The organism is Streptomyces sp. NPDC038200 (assembly GCF_055600785.1).
Window position 1 is genome coordinate 37,903 of sequence record NZ_JBVJYH010000021.1, and the last position, 16,937, is coordinate 54,839.

A 16,937-nucleotide genomic window follows, 5' to 3' on the forward strand; every position below is an offset into this window, starting at 1 on the left:
CCCCCTCAGCCCCGGAACCGGAGGCGGTCGGTGCTGTCCTCGCTGGGCTGGACGACGACGATGCCCTGTCCGGAGAAGGCCATCTGGTAGGCCTCGCCGCTGCCCCGGCCGATCAGCGACTGGGCCTTGAAGCTGCGCTTGCCCTTCACCTTCAGGTTCGGCGACCAGGCGACGAGCGCGTCGGGGTCGACGTACGTCTCGTCCTCGCCGCCGCCGCAGTCCACGACGATCGGCTTGCCCCGGGAGGTCAGCGCGACCCAGCCCTGCCCGGAGATCTTCGTGTTCCACAGGCCCTGTCCGGCGAACTTCGCGAGTCCCTTGACACGCTCCACGCCCCAGCTGAGGTGGGCGTCGAAGGCGAGCAGGTTGGTGGCGTTGACGGAGATGCCGTCGCCGTTGAGGTTGATCACGACGACGTCGGCGCCGTAGTCGGCGAGGTAGAGCAGGCCGTCGCCGGAGCACTTCATCAGCGGCGCCCCCTCGCCGGTCACCCAGTCGCGGGCGATCTGCCGGACGGCCGGCGGGTTGGGCTCGTACTGGATGAAGCCTTCGTAGGCGACCATCGAGCCCACGCGCGCGAGGAGGTCGTTCCCGGTCTGCATGGCGACCTTCAGCATGTGGTTGCCGTGGTTCTCCATGCGGGCGGTGACGGGTGCGGGGGCGAAGCCCGCGAGCGGCTGGTTCATGACGGGCTCCCTCTAGACCTCGTAGGGCTGGACGACGATGAAGTTGCCGGGCGCGCCCCGGAACTGGAGGTTGACGCTCTCGCCGGTGTCGCCCGGGTAGGCGTTGCGGCGCATGCGGACCTGGCTGGACACGATCACCTGGGAGGCGGCCGACCAGGCGACGACGGCGTTGCAGTCGGCGAAGGTGGTCGGCGTGACCGGCAGCACCACGGGCGTGCCGTGCGTCTTGACGACGATCGTGCCCGTGCCCTGGAACTGCATGGTGAACAGCGCGCCGCCCGGGATCCCGTGCCCCTCGATCCGGCGGACCTCGTACTGGAGGCTCTCGTCGAAGGCGAGGACGTTCTCCGCGGACACGCAGATCGCGTCGCCCTGCAGCTCGACCGGGTGCAGATGGGTGGAGTCCTCGGCGAGGAACACCTGGCCCTGGCCGGTGCAGCGCATCAGCTGCATCTCCTGGCCGGTGGCGTTGCCCACGACCCGGCCCATGAAGCCGGCGCCCTTGTAGCCGAAGTCGACCTTGCCCTGGTAGAGCACCATGCTGCCCTGCCGGGCCAGCACCGGCTGGCCGCCGATGCCGAGGTCGACACGGATCAGCTTCTTGTTCTGCTGCGTCCAGCGCTGGCCGGTCGGCGTCTCCTTGAACGCCTGGAGCGCGGCCGTCACACCGGCACCGCCCTGGGGCGCGCCCTGCGGGACTCCGTAGGACGCGGGCGGCTGGCCGGGGACCTGTCCGTAGCCCGGGGGCATGGGCGGGGTCGGCTGGCCGCCGTAGGACGGCGGCTGCTGGCCGTATCCGGGGGGCATCGGCGCGCCGGGCTGGCCGCCGTAGGACGGCTGCTGGGGCGGCTGGCCGTAAGGCGCGGGGGCCGGGGGCGCGGCCGGCGGCGGGACGGTGCCTCCGGCAGGCGGGGCCAGAGGCGCGACGACCGTGGGCGCGCCGTGCACGTTCGGCGCGGACGCCGGGGGCGGGGTGTGGCCGGGCGGCGGGGCGAAGCCCTGCGGTGCCGGAGCGGGCTGCGGTGCGGGAGCCGGGGCGGGTGCCGGGGCGGGTGCCGGAGCCGGGGCGGGTGCGGCCGGGGCGCCGAACGCGGGCGCCGGGGCGGTCTGGGCGGGCGGGGCGAAGCCGGGGGCCGCGCCGGGCTGCGGCTGCTGCGGGGCCGCGGGCGCCTCCTCCTGCACCTCGCCGCCGAAGTTCTTCAGCAGCGCCTCCAGACCGCCGTCGAAGCCCTGTCCGACCGCGGCGAAGCGCCACACGTCCTTGAAGTAGAAGTCACCGAGCATCACGGCCCGCTCGGTGGAGAACTCCGAGCCGTCGAAGGAGTACCGCGCGACCTCCTCGCCGCCCGCGACGATGCGGAGGTATCCGGGAGCGATCTGCGACATCTGGCCGGCGCCGTCGACGGTCGCGGTGAAGGACAGTTTGCGGATGTGCGAGGGGATCCGGTCGAGCGTGACCCGGAACGACTCCGTGTCACCCGCCTGGGCACCCAGCAGCTGGACGGACTCCTCCGGGGACTTCGGCTGGTTGAAGAAGACGAAGTACCGGTCGTCCGAGAGACGCTCGTCGGCGTCCAGACCGAAGCAGCTGATGTCGAAGGTCAGCCCGGGGGCGGAGATCTGCACGCCTACGTACAGATCGGTGCCCGCCGTGAGGTCACTGATCCTGGCCTTGTGGCCGCGTTGGAATTGCCTGGCCATGCGTTACGACCGTCCCCCATCCCGAATGTGAGTGCGTCGCGCCAGGCTAACGGCAAAGACCGGCATCGGCCCCGACAGGGCGTGGTCGGTACAGAGCCGGTACACAACCGCACCCGGCCGCTCACACGCGACGACGCACGGCCACGCCGCCGCGCGGCACCCCGGACACGCGTGGGCGCGCGGTGACGGACGCGCCGCCGGGCGGCACCCCGCACGCGTGGGCGCACGGTGAGGACCCGTTCGGGCGCGCGGACCGGCGCTCAGTCCTCCCGGTCGTCGTGGGCGCCCGGGAGATGCGGCAGCCGTGCGGCGGCGACCACCCCTTCGAGGTAGCCGCGGGCCCGCTCGGTGCGCGGATAGGCCTCCAACAGCCGCCAGAAGTCGGCGCCGTGGCCGGGGACCAGGAGATGGGCCAGCTCATGGCAGAGGACATAGTCGATGACGTACTCGGGCATCCCCTGCAGCCGGTGCGAGAGCCGGATGCTGCCCTCGGCCGGGGTGCACGAACCCCAGCGGGTGTTCTGGTTGGTGACCCAGCGCACGGTGGCGGGGCGGGCCCGGCCGTCGAAGTACTGGGCCGACAGCCGCTCGGCGCGCTCGATCAGCTCGGCGTCGCCCGGCACCCGCTTGCTCTCTTGGGCGGCGAGCTTGGCGAGCATGACGCTCACCCAGCGCTGCTCCTCCGCCTTCGACATCCGGGCGGGGATCAGCACGACGGTGCGATCGCCCTCGCGGTACGCGGAGACCGTCCGGCGGCGCCGGGCACTTCTGCGGACCTCGATCGCGCTCGCCCCCGAGGCGCCGGGCGGCGGCTGACTCGTCGTGCTGCGCTGTGATGCACCGGCGCGGTGCAGAGGGTCGGCGGGCACGCCCCGACGTTACCCGGTGGGCCCGGGCAAAGTCCCGGCCCCCGGACGGTTCACCGCCGATCCCCCACCATGTGTGGGATTCGTACGACCGATCCCGCGCTCGGATATGCGTGGATTCTCCTGACCGGTTGGTGTTTGACGTGCCCTCGGTTTGTACGACGAATTCCTCAGCCTGTGGACAACTTTCGGCGCGCGGCGCACGGGCCGGGCATGCTGGCAGGCGTCGGGCGGAACGCAACGGGTTCCGCCGTCCGACATACGGGGTGTATCAGGCGTTCAGGACGTCTCGCCGGACGTCTGCAGGGATTCGGGGGCTCAGTCATGCATCCGGTGGTGAAGCCCGCGCTGCGGCGCGGCTGGCGGGACCGCAACACCGTGCAGTTCGGGATGACTCCGGCGCACGCACTGACGCTGGGGCCCGTGGACACGGCCTCGGGCAGCTTCCTGGACCTGCTCGACGGCACCCGGGGGCTGCCGCTGCTGCGCGAGGAGGGCCGCCGGATGGACGTGCCGCCCGACCGTGTCGACGCGCTGGTGGCGCGGCTGGCCCGCGCGGGTCTCGTCGACGACGCGCGCGGTGGCGGACCGGCCGCGGACGCGCTGCGGGAGAAGCCGGACGTCCTCGACCGGCTGCGCCCCGACCTCGCCTCGCTGTCCCTCGTCACCCACGAGCCGGGCGACGCACCGGCCCGGCTCGCGGCCCGGCGTGCGCTGCGGGTGCGGGTGCGGGGAGCGGGCCGGGTCGGCGCCCTGCTGGCGTCGGTCCTGTCGGGTGCCGGCGTGGGCGAGGTCGACGTCCGCGACGTGGGCCGCGTGGAGCCGTGGGACGTGGCGCCGGGCGGTCTGCCGGCCGAGTCGCTCGGGGACCGCCGGGACGCGGCGGCGCGGGCCGCCGCCCGCCGCGCCGCGCCGGACCGCCCGCCGCGCCGCGATCACTCCCCCGGGTCCGGCACCGACGACCCCGGCCTCTCCCTGGTGATCCTCGCGCCCCGGGACGACGTCGCCGTGCACGCCCCGGATCCGTTCACCGCCGAACCGCTCATGGCCTCCGGCACGCCCCATCTGTATGCCGGTGTCGTGGAGGGCACGGGAGTCGTCGGCCCGCTGGTCCTGCCCGGCGAGACCGGCTGCGCCGGCTGTCTGGACCGGGAGCGCGCGGAGCGGGACCCCGTCTGGCCCCGGCTGGTCACCCAGTGGCGTTCCGGCCGGGCCCGCCGGGTGGGGGCCTGCGATCTCGCGCTGGCCACGGCGGTGGCCGGTCTCGCGGCTGCCCACGCCCTGACCTTCCTCGACGGGGAGCCACCGTCCAGCTCGGGAGCCCGCTGGGAGGTGTCCCTGCCCGGCCTGACCTGGCGCGCCCGGCCGGTCCCGGCGCATCCGGAGTGCGACTGCGGGGCCGCGGAGAGAGGTAAAAGGGAGCACTCCTCAACCAGCGGGGAGCCACGCGCGACAATGGCGGTGCAACGGCCGTCGACTGAGCGAGGACGCGAAGCAGGCGCTGCGCGGCCGACTGGGACCTGGAGGGCGCATGTCTGATCTTCCCCGGAAGGCGGTCACCCGTACCGCCAAGCTCGCCGCGCTCCCGCTCGGCTTCGCCGGGCGGGCGACCTGGGGGCTGGGCAAACGAATCGTGGGCGAGTCCGCGGAGATCGTCGGCCGCGAGCTGCAGCAGCGCACGGCGGAGCAATTGTTCAAGGTGCTCGGCGAGCTGAAGGGCGGCGCGATGAAGTTCGGGCAGGCCCTGTCCGTCTTCGAGTCGGCGCTGCCGGAGGAGATCGCCGGTCCCTACCGCGCGGCTCTGACCAAGCTGCAGGAAGCGGCCCCGCCGATGCCGACCCGTACGGTGCACGGGGTGCTCCAGGAGCGACTGGGGCCGGACTGGCGCGAGCTGTTCGAGGAGTTCGAGGACAAGCCGGCCGCCGCGGCCTCGATCGGCCAGGTGCACCGGGCGGTGTGGCACGACGGCCGTGAGGTGGCGGTCAAGGTGCAGTATCCGGGCGCCGGGGAGGCACTGCTCTCCGACCTCGGTCAACTGAGCCGTTTCGCCCGGCTGTTGGGGCCGCTCATTCCGGGCATGGACATCAAGCCGCTGATCACGGAGCTGCGGGACCGCGTCTCCGAGGAGCTGGACTACGGCCTGGAGGCCCAGGCCCAGAGCGTGCACGCGGAGGAGTTCGCGGACGATCCGGACGTGGTCGTCCCGGCGGTGGTGCACCAGTGCGATCAGGTGCTGGTCACCGAATGGATCGACGGCGTCCCGCTGTCCGAGATCATCGCGGACGGCACCCAGGAGCAGCGTGACCGGGCCGGTCAGCTCCTGGCCCGCTTCCTGTTCTCGGGGCCGGCCCGCACCGGCCTGCTGCACGCCGACCCGCACCCGGGCAACTTCCGTCTGCTGCCCGGCGGCCCGGCCGGTGAGGACGACTGGCGCCTGGGCGTCCTGGACTTCGGCACGGTCGACCGGCTCCCCGGCGGCCTGCCGACCCCGATCGGCGTCTCCCTGCGGATGACGCTGGACGGCGACGCCGAGACGGTCTACGAGCTGCTCTGCGCGGAGGGGTTCGTCAAGGAGAGCATCGAGCTGGACCCCGAGGCGGTCCTCGACTATCTGCTGCCGATCATCGAGCCGGCCCGGGTGGACGCGTTCACCTTCACCCGCTCCTGGATGCGCAGCCAGGCCGCCCGCATCGGCGACCCCCGCTCACCCGCATACCAGCTGGCCAAGCGGCTCAATCTGCCGCCGGCCTATCTGCTGATACACCGGGTGACCCTGAGCACCATCGGGGTCCTGTGCCAGCTGGGCGCCACGGTACGGCTGCGGGAGGAGCTGGAGGAGTGGCTGCCGGGCTTCGTGGCCGGCCTCGCCGACGACGTCGGCGGGGAGGAGGAGGCGGCGGAGGGGTGAGCGGCCGCCGGTGCGTGCGGTCGCCGTTGCCGTCGGCTATCGGCGAGGCGTCCGAGGCCGTCATCGGCACGGGTGCCTGTCACCACCAGGCCGAGTCCAGCCGTCCCTCGATCGCCCGGAGATTCTCCCGCGAACAGGCGTCGCAGAAGTACTGACGGAGACCGTTCTCCACGGAACAGGTCCACGTGACCGGCGGCGGGCCGTCGGCGGGGGTGCCGCAGCGGGCGCACACGAGACGGTGGCGCTCCGCGGTGGAGCCGCCCTGATCACTTTCTCCGGGAAGACTCGTCACCCGGCGACGATAACCCCGTGAGCGTGGATCGGCGTGCGCAACGCACCGCGGGGGCCGGTCCGTTCGGACGGACCGGCCCCCGCGGGGAGAGTTCGCCTCCCTCGTCCGGGAGGCCACCGCTGCTCAGGTGTGATCGTTACTGCATGACGGCCATGGCGAGCGCGCGGCGGGCGCGCAGCGAGGCGCGCTCGGCCCGGCGCTGCATCCGCTGGGCGACCACCAGGCGCATGGCCCGGCGTTCGCGCACGGCGTCATGAAGCCGTTCGTGCATATGCGCACGAGCCAGGGCTTCTTGCATGAGTTGCATCTCTCGGTTCCTGTTCTGACGCGCTTCGGTCGCGCCGGTGGTGGTGAAGTCTGAGGTCGCGGAGCCGGCGGGCTCGCTGGTGGACGGCTTCATCGGGGCCTGCTTCTTGGGGTCGTGCGTGAGGGGGCGATCGATCGTTCCTGCGGTGTTCATGCCGTGACCGGGTTCTTCCGCGGGCGACCACGCGGCCGCTTCCGGGCGACGACGACACCCTGGACGAACAGCTCGCCGCCCCACACGCCCCAGGGCTCGCGTCGCTCCTTGGCGCCGGCGAGGCAGGCCTCGATCAGCGGGCAGGTGCGGCAGAGGGACTTGGCGTACTCCACGTCCGCGGGCGACTCGGCGAAGAAGACCTCCGGGTCGTAGGAGCGGCAGGGGACGGGTACGCCGAGGTTCTCGATGGCGTCGTCGAGCGCGGTGAGCGCGGTGAGGGGGATCAAGGTGGAGTCCTCCGTGAGGCCGGGCGGGGGGATCGTTTGCGAAGGCGGTACGGACGGGGCGTGCGCTTCGAGTTGCACGGTTGGTTTTCCTCGTCTGGTCGTTCCGGCCGGTTGACCGGGTGTCGGCTGGGTACCGGGTTCTCTTCCTGTCCCGAGGCCCCTTCGCTCCGTCGTCCCCGTTCGGGGCAAACAGAAGGGCCGCGGATCCCGGATGGGGTTCCGCGGCCCTGAAGGCGCCGGCCTGATCGGCGATCAGGCTGGATCACTCCAGGGTTCTGGCCCACGGAAGGCCCACATCAGGTGGTGCTGCGTCGTCTGCTTCCGGAATCCGGCACCGGCCGCCGCAAAGGCATAGGCATGTGCCTGTGCCGCTACCGCTTCCAGTGCCTTGGTCGGTCGCTCATTGCCCTCACGGACAAGACCCGCGAGGGCAGGGGAGGACGCCGGACGCACGGCACGGATGCCGGACAGACCGGTGCCCTGGTTCGAGGCGCCGAGAATGCACGTGGAGACGGTCGAGCGATCGGTCAGTTTGGCCGTGCTGATGGTGCTGATGTTGATGCTGATCACTGGACTCGCCTCCTCTCGGCGTCTCTGGGACCGGGGTGAACCAGTCCGTTCGGATATGCAAGTACAACACGGAACCTGGGCCTTGGAGAAGGCCGCTGCTTCCGTGCCTAGAACCTATGGGGATTGCCGGGGCATGCGCAAACTATTTTTTCGACGAGTTCGCATCAGTCGCTCCCGGCCTCTCCGCCAGGCTCCTGGCCTGCACAGATAGCGAGAACATCGGCTCCGTAACTGCGCAGCTTGCGGCTGAGGACGCCGGGGATGCGGGCGAGTTCCGCGGAACTGTCCGGGCATGTCTCGGCGATGGCCATCAGCGTGCGGTCGGTGAAGACGCAGAAGTCCGGCTGGCCGCTGCGCTCGGCCTGGGCCGCCCGCCACTCCCGGAGCCGCTCGTAGAGCCCTTCGTCCATGTCCGAGGGGCAGTCGGCGCAGCGCATCAGCTTCATCTCGCCCGCCTCGGTGAGCGTGCGCCCGCAGACCCGGCAGCGTGCGGGGGTGCGCTGGGCGCGACGCGGGGTGGCGGTGACGCTCCCGACGGTCCCCCGCTCGACGCCTCCGCCCGTGCCGGCGCCGGTACGGCCGACGGTGGAGGTGGTGCCGGGGCGCAGGCCGTCGAGGAAACGGCTCGCTCTGCGGCTCGGGCGGCCACCGGGTGAGCGGGACAGGGCCCAGGAGACATGGAGGCGTTCCCGCGCACGGGTGACGCCGACGTAGAGAAGGCGGCGTTCCTCCTCGACCTGCTCGTCGGTCCGGGCGTAGGTGATGGGCAGCATGCCCTCGGCGACGCCGACCAGGAAGACGACGTCCCACTCCAGTCCCTTGGCGGCGTGCAGGGAGGCGAGGGTGACGCCCTGGACGGTCGGGGCGTGCTGGGCGTTCGCCCGCTCGTCCAGTTCCGTCACGAAGTCGGCGAGGGTCACTCCGGGTCTGGCGGCGGCGAGGTCGTGGGCGAGGTTGACCAGGGCGGCCAGGGATTCCCAGCGCTCTCTGACGGCGCCGGACCCGGCCGGGGGCTCGCTGGTCCAGCCCTCGCCGGAGAGGACGGCACGCACCTGGGAGGGCAGGTCCACGACGTCGTCCAGGAGGGAGTCGTTGCCGCCGAAGCGGGCCGCGCCGCGCAGGGCGATGCCGGCCTTGCGGACCTCGGGCCGGTCGAAGAAGCGCTCGGCACCGCGCAGCTGGTAGGGGACGCCGGCGTCGGCGAGCGCCTGTTCGTAGGTCTCGGACTGGGAGTTCGTGCGGAACAGCACCGCGATCTCGGCGGCCGGGACGCCCGCGTCGATCAGCTCCCGGATGCGGCGGGCGGCGCCCTCGGCCTCGGCGGGCTCGTCGGTGTACTCCGTGTAGACGGGTTCGGGTCCCTGGGGACGCTGGGAGACGAGTTCCAGCCGGTGGTCGGCGGCGCGGCCCCGGGCCTGGGCGAGCAGGCCGTTGGCGAGGTGGACGACCTGGGGGGTCGAGCGGTAGTCGCGGACCAGTTTCACGACCGTGGCACCGGGGTGCCGGGCACGGAAGTCGAGGAGGTGGTCGGGCGTTGCTCCCGTGAAGGAGTAGATGGTCTGGCTGGCGTCACCGACGACGCACAGGTTGTCCCGCTCGCCGAGCCACAGGTCCAGCAGCCGCTGCTGGAGGGGGCTGACGTCCTGGTACTCGTCCACGACGAAGTGCTGGTACTGCGCGCGGACCTGTTCTGCGATGTCGTGCCGGTCCTGGAGGACGGCGACGGTCAGCAGCAGGACGTCCTCGAAGTCGATCACCGCACGGTTGCGCTTGAGGTCCTCGTAGGCCGCGTAGAGGTGGGCGATCTCGGCCGGGTCGCGCGGGGTCTCGCGGCCGGCCTTCGCAGCCGCGTACGCGTAGTCGGCGGGGACTGTCTGCGTGACCTTGCACCATTCGATCTCGGCCGTCACGTCCCGCAGCTCGTTCCGGTCGAGCCGGGTGCCCAGGCCGGCGGCCGCGTCGGCGACGAGCTGGATCTTGCGGTCGATGAGCCGGGGCAGGGAACCGCCGATCGCTTTCGGCCAGAAATACTGGAGCTGGCGCAGGGCGGCGGAGTGGAAGGTGCGGGCCTGGACCCCCTGGGCGCCGAGCTGGCGCAGTCGGCCGCGCATCTCTCCGGCGGCGCGGTTGGTGAAGGTGACGGCGAGCACGCTGGAGGGGTGCAGGATGCCGGCGCGGACGCCGTAGGCGATGCGGTGGGTGATCGCCCGGGTCTTGCCCGTCCCCGCTCCGGCCAGGACGCACACCGGTCCGTGCAGGGCGGTGGCCACCTCGCGCTGCTCGGGGTCGAGCCCTTCGAGCACCGCGTCGGCAGAGTCCGGTACCTGCGGGACGAGGGGGAAGTGCGTTGCTGCTGTCACACCGCCATGCTGCCAGGTCGTCCGGGACGGCTGCGGCGGTTGTCCACAGGCAGGGGCTCGCAGTCGTACTAATGCGGCAGGCATCACAGCTCATGCGGTGGCCATCACGGGCCGGAGCCCGGCGCCCCGGGCATACCCCGGGCGGGAATGGCCGGCCCCTCACGTACGTTCTCCCCGTGGACGACTTCTTCCGAGCTGCCTGAGGAGAGCGAGAGACATGCAGGGCACTGTGACGATGTACAGCACGACGTGGTGCGGCTACTGCCGGCGGCTGAAGAGCCAGATGGACCGGGAGGGCATCGCCTACACCGAGATCAACATCGAGCAGGACCCCGAGTCCGCTGCTTTCGTGGAGAAGGCGAACGACGGCAACCAGACCGTCCCCACCGTGCTCTTCGCGGACGGCTCCACGCTGACCAACCCGTCGTTGGCCCAGGTCAAGCAGAAGCTCGCCGCGTAATCGCGAGCTGCGCCGAACGGCGGCTCCCGAGTCCGAACCGGCTCGGCAGCCGCCGTTCGCCGTCTCAGACGAAGCCGCGGGTCGGCAGGGGCTTGCCGTACCACATCTCGATCAGGCGGGCCGCGATGGAGATGCCGTAGGGCGGCAGCACCTCGCCGGACTCGAAGGCCGCGTGCAGCTCCTCGCGGGAGAACCAGCGGGCCTCGTGGATCTCGTCCCCGTCGACGTCGATCTCGGTGGACGTGGCGCGGGCCATGAAGCCGAGCATCAGGCTGGACGGGAAGGGCCAGGGCTGGCTGGCGACGTACTCGACCGGGCCGACGGTGACACCGACCTCCTCGCACACCTCGCGGCGCACCGCGTGCTCGATGGACTCGCCGGGCTCGACGAATCCGGCGAGCGTGGAGAAGCGGCCCTCCGGCCAGTGGACCTGGCGGCCGAGCAGGATGCGGTCCTCCTCGTCGGTGACCGCCATGATCACGGCCGGGTCGGTGCGCGGGTAGTGCTCCGCGCCACAGGCCGGGCAGCGGCGGATGTGGCCGGCCGCGGCGATCACCGTGCGCTCGCCGCAGCGGGAGCAGAAGCGGTGGGTGCGCTGCCAGTTCTCCAGGCCGACCGCGTGCACCATGAGCCCGGCGTCGCGCGGCGACAGGAGCAGGCCGGCCTCCCGCAGCCCCGCGGGGCGCGCGGACTGGTCGATGCGGCCGGGCAGCGAGTCCTTCTGGAGCGCGAAGTAGCTGACGCCGTCCTCGTCGATGCCGAGGAAGTAGCGGTGGGCCTCGGTGAGCGGCGCCTCGAAGGAGGGGGTCATGACGAGTTCGGTCCGGCCGTCCGGGGTCTCGTCGATGAGCACCTGGCCGCCGGAGACCACGAAGCAACGGGTCGTGGGGTGGCTCCACGCCGCCGCGAGCCAGGCCTCGTCCAGCCGGTGGTGGGCGGCGCGGTCGATGCCGCTCGGGGCGGTCAGCGAGATGGGTCGGTCGGCTGTGTGGTCGGTCCAGGTGGTCACGGGTGCTTCCAACTCCCCCAGTGCGGTGATTCTTTCGGCGGTCGTTCGGCGGGACGTACGGCATGAGGGCACCGGGTCGGGCGCGGGCGGTGCGGGCGGGGCGGTGCCTCCAGTGTGCCCCGCGCCCTTGCGTAGGGCGCCGGCGGTCACGATGCGGAACGCCAGGTGCGGGCCAGGTCACCCCACAGGTAGGCGCTGGTCTCGACGCCCTTGAGGAGGAGGTCCAGCTCGACCTTCTCGTCGGGAGCGTGCCAGCCGTCGGACGGGACGGAGATGCCCAGGAAGAGCACGGGGGCGCCGAGGACTTCCTGGAGGTCGGCGGCGGGTCCGGAGCCGCCCTCGCGGGTGAAGCGGACCGGCCCCTGGAAGGCGCGGCCCATGGCGCGGACCACGGACTGCAGCGCGGGGTGGTCGAGCGGGGTCAGGCACGGGCGCGTGGCCGAACCGAAGTCGATCTCGTACCGGATCCCGGCGGGCACCTGTTCGGCGGCCCAGGCACGGACGGCCTTCTCGATGTGGTCGGGGTCCTGGCCGGCGACCAGCCGGAACGACAGCTTCACCATGGCCGCGGACGGGATGATCGTCTTGCTGCCGGGGCCCTGGTAGCCGCCGCCGATGCCGTTGACCTCGGCGGTCGGGCGGGCCCAGATGCGCTCCAGGGTGGAGTGCCCGGCCTCGCCGTGGGTGGCGTACGACTTGGCCGTGCGCAGCCAGCGCTCCTCGTCGAAGGGCAGTTCGGCGAACAGCGCGCGCTCGCGGTCGGTCAGCTCGACTATGCCGTCGTAGAAGCCGGGGATCGCCACGCGCGCGTGGTCGTCGTGCAGGGCGGCGACCAGGCGGGCGGCAACGGTGGCCGGGTTGGGCACGGCGCCGCCGAAGGAGCCGGAGTGGATGTCCTGGTCGGGGCCGTAGAGCCGGATCTCGCACTCGGCCAGGCCCCGCATGCCGGTGCACACGGTCGGGGTGTCCTCGGCCCACATGCCGGTGTCGGAGACGATCACGGCGTCGGCGGCGAGCCGCCCGGCCCGCTCCTCCACCAGGGCCCGGAAGTGCGGGGAGCCGGATTCCTCCTCGCCCTCGATCAGCAGCTTGAGGTTGACCGCCGGGGCGGTGCGGCCGGTGGCGGCGAGGTGGGCGCGGACGCCGAGTGTGTGGAAGAACACCTGGCCCTTGTCGTCGGCGGCCCCCCGCGCGTAGAGGCGGTTCTCCCGGACGACCGGCTCGAAGGGGTCGCTGTTCCAGCCGTCCTCGCGGGCGGCGGGCTGTACGTCGTGGTGGCCGTAGACCAGGACGGTGGGCGCCTCGGGGTCGCCCGAGGGCCACTCGGCGAAGACGGCGGGGGCTCCCGGGGTCTGCCACACCTCGGCCGTGGGAAAGCCGGTCTCCCGGAGTTTGGCGGCGAGCCAGTCGGCGCTGCGCCGCACGTCGGGCGCGTGGTCGGGCTGGGCCGACACGGAGGGGATGCGCAGCCACGCGGTGAGGTCGTCGAGGAAGGCGGCGCGGTGCTGCTCGATGTACGTGCGGACGGCGCTGTCCGGGGTCTGGCTCATGCTCCCGAGCCTATCCGCCCGCGCCGACATCCTCGGAGGGCGGTTCGTCACACTCAGGTGCGCTCCGGTGACCGATCCGTCGCACCGGTGAGCAGCCGCTCCAGCGCGGCCCGGTCCGGCAGGCCCGCGGGCCGTACGACCTCACCGCTGCGCACGTACAGGAAGGCGGCCGTGACGGACTCGGGCGGCACACCCTGCTGCTCGGCCCAGGCGAGCCGGTACACGGCGAGCTGGAGCGGATCGGCGGTGCCGGTGCGGCCGGTCTTCCAGTCGACGATCTCGTACGTCGCCTCGTCGCCGTCGCCGTGCCGGTAGACGGCGTCGATGCGGCCCCGGACGACGCGGCCGGCGAGGGTGAGCTGGACGGGGACCTCGACCCGGTACGGGGTGCGCCGGGCGTACTCGGTGCGTTCGAAGGCCTCCTTGAGGGCTTCGAGGTCGCGTTCGTCGGCGATCTCGGCATCGCTGCCGGGCAGCTCGTCCGGCTCCAGCAGGGGCAGCGTCAGCTCTTCGAAACGGGTTTCGATCCAGGCGTGGAACCGGGTGCCCCGGCGTGCGGCGGGCTGCGGGGGGCGCGGCATGGGGCGCGCGAGTTCCTGCGCGAGACCGTCCGGGTCCTCGGCGAGGCGCAGCAGCTGGGTCGCCGTGAGCGTGGCGGGCAGGGGGACGTCGGTGACGGTCTGCCGGGCGCGCAGCAGTTCTCCGGTGAGCGCGTCGAGGTCGCGGTCCCAGGAGGCGACGGTACGGGCCTCCTCGGGGGTGAGCGAGGCCGGGGCCGAGGGCTCCGCGCGCCGGTGGCCGCTCTGGGGGGCGGACGCCTGGTGGGGGACGGTGGGCCGCTCGGCGTGCCAGGCGTCCCGGGCGCCGCGGGCGTCCGGGACGGGGACGGGGCCGGCCGTGTCCTCCGGGGGCGCCTCGTCGAAGAGGTCCTCGTCGTGGGGGAAGCCGTCCGCGGAGGCGTCGTCCTCGCCATGGCGGGCGAGGTGCTCGGCGTAGGCGTCGTCCTCTCCGGGACCGAGGTGCTCGGCGTAGGCGTCGTCCTCGTCGTGGGGGACGTCCTCCTCGTACGGGAGGCTCTCCTCGCCGGTCTCGCCGGGGAAGTCCTCGTACGGCTCTTCGCCGTACGGGTCCTCGTCCGGTGGCGCGGGCCAGTCCGGGTGCTCGTCGCCGGCGGGGTCGTGCAGGGCGGGGCGGTGGCCGTCGGGGCGGGCGGCGAGGGCGTCCAGGTGGGCGAGGACGGTCTCGGCGGCGGCGCGGCGGCGGGCCAGGGCGGCGGCGTCCAGCGGCAGCGGCCACACCTGGTCGGCGGTGGCCGCGTGCAGGGCCGGGTTCTCCTCGTCCTCCGCAGGTTCGTCCGCCCACGCCTCGATCTCGCCGTATCCGGCGGCGCAGTGGTCGTACAGGGCCCGGAGGAAGTCGGAGGGGCCCCGCGGCTTCTTCTGGCTGGGTCCCCACCAGTGGCCGGAGCCGAGCAGGAGCGAGCGGGGGCGGGTGAAGGTGACGTAGCCGAGACGGAGTTCCTCGGTGTGCTGGTGGTCCTTCATGGCCTCGTGGAAGGCCTTCATGCCGCGCGAGTCCCAGCTGTCGGCGTCGGGCAGGGTGTCGGCATCGCCGCGCAGGGCGTGCGGCAGCACCTTGGCCTGCGCGGTCCACTTCTCGCGGCCCTGGGCGCTGGGGAAGGTGCCGGTCACCAGTCCGGGGACGGCCACGACGTCCCACTCCAGGCCCTTGGACTTGTGCGCGGTGAGCACCTTGACGGTGTTCTCGCCGCCGGGCAGGGCGTTGTCCAGCCCCTTCTCGTACTGGGCGGCGGTCCGCAGGAAGCCGAGGAAGGCCAGCAGGGTGGCCTCGCCGTCGCTCGCGGCGAAGGACGCGGCGACGTCCAGGAAGTTGGACAGGGTCTCCCGGCGGCGGGCGGCGAGCGCGTGCGGGGACGCCGACAGCTCCACCTCCAGGCCGGTGACGGCGAGGACCCGGTGCAGGACGTCCATCAGCGGGTCGGACAGCGAGCGCCGCAGGTCGCGCAGCTCGGCGGCGAGCCGGGCGAAGCGCACGCGCGCGTCCGGGGAGAACGGCAGCCCGTCGTCCCCGCCTTCCGCGAAGCCCCCCTCCGCCGGCGTTTCCAGGAACGTGTCGAGGGCGTCGGCGAGCGATATCACCTCGGCCGGGTCGACCCCCTCCACGGCCGCGGCGAGCCTGCGGTCGGGGTCGTCGGCGCCGTCCACGCGCGCGTGGGTCACCAGCAGGCGGGCGCGGCGGCCCAGCAGGGCGAGGTCGCGGGGGCCGATGCGCCAGCGCGGTCCGGTCAGCAGGCGCACCAGGGCGGCGTTGGCCCCGGGGTCCTGGAGGACCTCGCAGACGGCGACGAGGTCGGCGATCTCGGGCAGATGCAGCAGCCCGGAGAGGCCGACCACCTCGACCGGGAGGTCACGGGCGACGAGGGCGCCCTGGATCTCGGCGAAGTCGGTCGCGGTCCGGCACAGGACGGCGATCTCGCCGGGTGGTGTGCCGGTGCGCACGAGGTGGGCCAGGGAGTCGGCGATCCAGTCGATCTCCTCGGCATGCGTGGACAGCAGGGCGCAGCGGACCGTGCCGTCGTGCTCGGCGCCGGGGGCCGGGCGGAGGGCCTCCACGCCCGCGTGCAGGGCGCGCAGGGGTGTGGCGAGGCCGTTGGCGAGGTCGAGCAGCCGCCCGCCGCTGCGGCGGTTCTCGCTGAGCGACTGCCGGGTGGCGGGCCTGCCGTCGGCGTGGGCGAAGTGGTCGGGGAAGTCGTCCAGGTTGGCGACGGAGGCGCCGCGCCAGCCGTAGATGGCCTGACAGGGGTCGCCGACGGCGGTCACCGGGTGGCCGGTGCCGTCGCCGAACAGACCCGCCAGCAGGACGCGCTGGGCCACCGAGGTGTCCTGGTACTCGTCCAGGAGCACCACCCGGAACTCCTCGCGCAGCAGGCGGCCCACCTCGGGGATGCGGGCGAGGCGGGCCGACAGGGCGATCTGGTCGCCGAAGTCGAGCAGGTCCCGTTGGCGTTTGGCGGCCCGGTAGCGGTGGACGAGGCCGGCGAGTTCCCGGCGGGCCGCGGCCGTCTCGGGAACCTTGCGCAGGTCGGCGTTGGTGAGCTTGGCGCCTTCCAGGGTGCGCAGCAGGTCGGCGTCCCAGGCGCGCAGGTCTTCGGGGTCGACGAGGTGTTCGGCGAGTTCGGAGTCGAGGGCGAGCAGGTCGCTGACGAGGTCGGCGAAGGAGCGGGTCAGCGCCGGGTACGGGCCGGGGGCCTCGCGCAGCACCCGCGCGGCGAGCTGGTAGCGGGTGGCGTCGGCCAGGAGACGTGAGGTGGGCTCCAGGCCGAGGCGCAGGCCGTGGTCGGTGAGCAGACGGCCGGCGAAGGAGTGGTACGTCGAGATGACGGGCTCGCCGGCCGGATGGTCCGGGTCCGGCCGGCCGGGTTCGGCGCGGGAGGCCGTCGGCGAGGTGGGCGGGTCGGACGGGGGAAGGGCGTCGGGGTCGGTGACGCCGGCCTTGATCAGTGCCTTGCGGACCCGTTCGGCCAGCTCGCCGGCGGCCTTGTTGGTGAAGGTCAGGCCGAGGACCTGTTCGGGGGCGACCTGTCCGGTGCCGACCAGCCACACCACGCGGGCCGCCATCACGGTGGTCTTGCCCGACCCGGCGCCGGCCACGATCACCTGCGGGGCGGGCGGCGCGGTGATGCAGGCCGTCTGCTCCGGGGTGAACGGGATGCCGAGGAGCTCCTTGAGCTGCTCAGGATCGGTGATACGGGCGGGCATGTCGGAAAA

Annotated in this window: 14 protein-coding genes; 3 read left to right on the forward strand and 11 right to left on the reverse strand. The window is 72.9% G+C overall.

Going from position 1 to position 16,937, the window contains the following annotated elements:
• Positions 1 to 5 precede the first annotated feature (5 nt).
• The 3 genes from ACZ7KF_RS32980 to ACZ7KF_RS32990 form a co-directional block, all read right to left on the reverse strand.
• Positions 6 to 686: an AIM24 family protein gene (locus ACZ7KF_RS32980; protein ID WP_225827999.1), complete on the reverse strand. Its 681-nt coding sequence runs from the start codon at positions 684 to 686 to the stop codon at positions 6 to 8.
• A 12-nt stretch (positions 687 to 698) separates the two neighbouring features.
• Positions 699 to 2,387 (reverse strand): TerD family protein, encoded by a 1,689-nt coding sequence (locus ACZ7KF_RS32985; RefSeq protein ID WP_471083363.1) that lies wholly within the window; start codon positions 2,385 to 2,387, stop codon positions 699 to 701.
• A 260-nt stretch (positions 2,388 to 2,647) separates the two neighbouring features.
• Positions 2,648 to 3,256: a M48 metallopeptidase family protein gene (locus ACZ7KF_RS32990; RefSeq protein WP_471083366.1), complete on the reverse strand. Its 609-nt coding sequence runs from the start codon at positions 3,254 to 3,256 to the stop codon at positions 2,648 to 2,650.
• Positions 3,257 to 3,577: 321 nt separating this feature from the next.
• Here ACZ7KF_RS32990 and ACZ7KF_RS32995 point away from each other — a divergent pair, with 321 nt between their 5' ends.
• Together ACZ7KF_RS32995 and ACZ7KF_RS33000 are read left to right on the forward strand one after the other, a co-directional pair.
• Positions 3,578 to 4,792 carry a TOMM precursor leader peptide-binding protein gene (locus tag ACZ7KF_RS32995; RefSeq protein WP_471083369.1) on the forward strand — a complete coding sequence of 405 codons (1,215 nt, stop codon included), beginning with the start codon at positions 3,578 to 3,580 and terminating at the stop codon, positions 4,790 to 4,792.
• Entirely contained in the window at positions 4,785 to 6,161 is a 1,377-nt protein-coding gene (locus ACZ7KF_RS33000) for an ABC1 kinase family protein (protein ID WP_471083372.1), read from the forward strand. Before ACZ7KF_RS32995 ends, ACZ7KF_RS33000 begins: the two co-directional genes overlap by 8 nt.
• 79 nt (positions 6,162 to 6,240) lie before the next feature.
• On the opposite strand, the gene ACZ7KF_RS33005 is transcribed toward ACZ7KF_RS33000, so the two are convergent.
• From ACZ7KF_RS33005 to ACZ7KF_RS33025, 5 genes are all read right to left on the reverse strand, one after another.
• Positions 6,241 to 6,453: a hypothetical protein gene (locus ACZ7KF_RS33005; protein ID WP_471083375.1), complete on the reverse strand. Its 213-nt coding sequence runs from the start codon at positions 6,451 to 6,453 to the stop codon at positions 6,241 to 6,243.
• Positions 6,454 to 6,589: 136 nt separating this feature from the next.
• The gene (locus tag ACZ7KF_RS33010; RefSeq protein WP_356941895.1) at positions 6,590 to 6,913 is read right to left on the reverse strand and encodes a hypothetical protein; all 324 of its coding nucleotides are present in this window, start codon (positions 6,911 to 6,913) and stop codon (positions 6,590 to 6,592) included.
• Positions 6,910 to 7,278, reverse strand: a complete 369-nt coding sequence (locus ACZ7KF_RS33015) for a WhiB family transcriptional regulator (protein ID WP_053664703.1) — start codon at positions 7,276 to 7,278, stop codon at positions 6,910 to 6,912. The genes ACZ7KF_RS33010 and ACZ7KF_RS33015 overlap by 4 nt, the downstream gene beginning before the upstream one ends.
• Positions 7,279 to 7,452: 174 nt before the next feature.
• On the reverse strand, positions 7,453 to 7,770 hold the full coding sequence (locus ACZ7KF_RS33020) for a hypothetical protein (RefSeq protein WP_471083378.1): 318 nt from the start codon (positions 7,768 to 7,770) through the stop codon (positions 7,453 to 7,455).
• 164 nt (positions 7,771 to 7,934) lie between these two features.
• A complete protein-coding gene (locus tag ACZ7KF_RS33025) occupies positions 7,935 to 10,214 on the reverse strand; it encodes an ATP-dependent DNA helicase UvrD2 (RefSeq protein WP_471083381.1) in 2,280 nt (759 codons plus the stop codon).
• A gap of 133 nt (positions 10,215 to 10,347) precedes the next feature.
• On the opposite strand from ACZ7KF_RS33025, the gene ACZ7KF_RS33030 reads away from it, so the two are divergent.
• Entirely contained in the window at positions 10,348 to 10,590 is a 243-nt protein-coding gene (locus tag ACZ7KF_RS33030; RefSeq protein ID WP_225828008.1) for a mycoredoxin, read from the forward strand.
• Positions 10,591 to 10,654: 64 nt separating this feature from the next.
• Here ACZ7KF_RS33030 and nudC read toward each other — a convergent pair whose 3' ends face one another.
• The 3 genes from nudC to ACZ7KF_RS33045 form a co-directional block, all read right to left on the reverse strand.
• Complete coding sequence (gene nudC / locus ACZ7KF_RS33035; RefSeq protein ID WP_471083384.1) at positions 10,655 to 11,599, reverse strand: NAD(+) diphosphatase; 945 nt, start codon at positions 11,597 to 11,599, stop codon at positions 10,655 to 10,657.
• A 146-nt stretch (positions 11,600 to 11,745) separates the two neighbouring features.
• A complete protein-coding gene (locus ACZ7KF_RS33040; protein ID WP_471083387.1) occupies positions 11,746 to 13,149 on the reverse strand; it encodes a dipeptidase in 1,404 nt (467 codons plus the stop codon).
• Between the two features lie 53 nt (positions 13,150 to 13,202).
• Positions 13,203 to 16,928: an ATP-dependent helicase gene (locus ACZ7KF_RS33045; RefSeq protein ID WP_471083390.1), complete on the reverse strand. Its 3,726-nt coding sequence runs from the start codon at positions 16,926 to 16,928 to the stop codon at positions 13,203 to 13,205.
• Between the last annotated feature and the right edge of the window lie 9 nt (positions 16,929 to 16,937).

What these genes read in the sequence shown, in the direction of transcription:
- ACZ7KF_RS32980 (WP_225827999.1), bottom strand. Translation starts at nt 686, where the DNA reads ATGAACCAGCCGCTCGCGGGCTTCGCCCCCGCACCCGTCACCGCCCGC.
- ACZ7KF_RS32985 (WP_471083363.1), bottom strand. Translation starts at nt 2,387, where the DNA reads ATGGCCAGGCAATTCCAACGCGGCCACAAGGCCAGGATCAGTGACCTC.
- ACZ7KF_RS32995 (WP_471083369.1), top strand. Translation starts at nt 3,578, where the DNA reads ATGCATCCGGTGGTGAAGCCCGCGCTGCGGCGCGGCTGGCGGGACCGC.
- ACZ7KF_RS33000 (WP_471083372.1), top strand. Translation starts at nt 4,785, where the DNA reads ATGTCTGATCTTCCCCGGAAGGCGGTCACCCGTACCGCCAAGCTCGCC.
- ACZ7KF_RS33010 (WP_356941895.1), bottom strand. Translation starts at nt 6,913, where the DNA reads ATGAACACCGCAGGAACGATCGATCGCCCCCTCACGCACGACCCCAAG.
- ACZ7KF_RS33025 (WP_471083381.1), bottom strand. Translation starts at nt 10,214, where the DNA reads ATGCCTGCCGCATTAGTACGACTGCGAGCCCCTGCCTGTGGACAACCG.
- ACZ7KF_RS33030 (WP_225828008.1), top strand. Translation starts at nt 10,348, where the DNA reads ATGCAGGGCACTGTGACGATGTACAGCACGACGTGGTGCGGCTACTGC.
- ACZ7KF_RS33040 (WP_471083387.1), bottom strand. Translation starts at nt 13,149, where the DNA reads ATGAGCCAGACCCCGGACAGCGCCGTCCGCACGTACATCGAGCAGCAC.
- ACZ7KF_RS33045 (WP_471083390.1), bottom strand. Translation starts at nt 16,928, where the DNA reads ATGCCCGCCCGTATCACCGATCCTGAGCAGCTCAAGGAGCTCCTCGGC.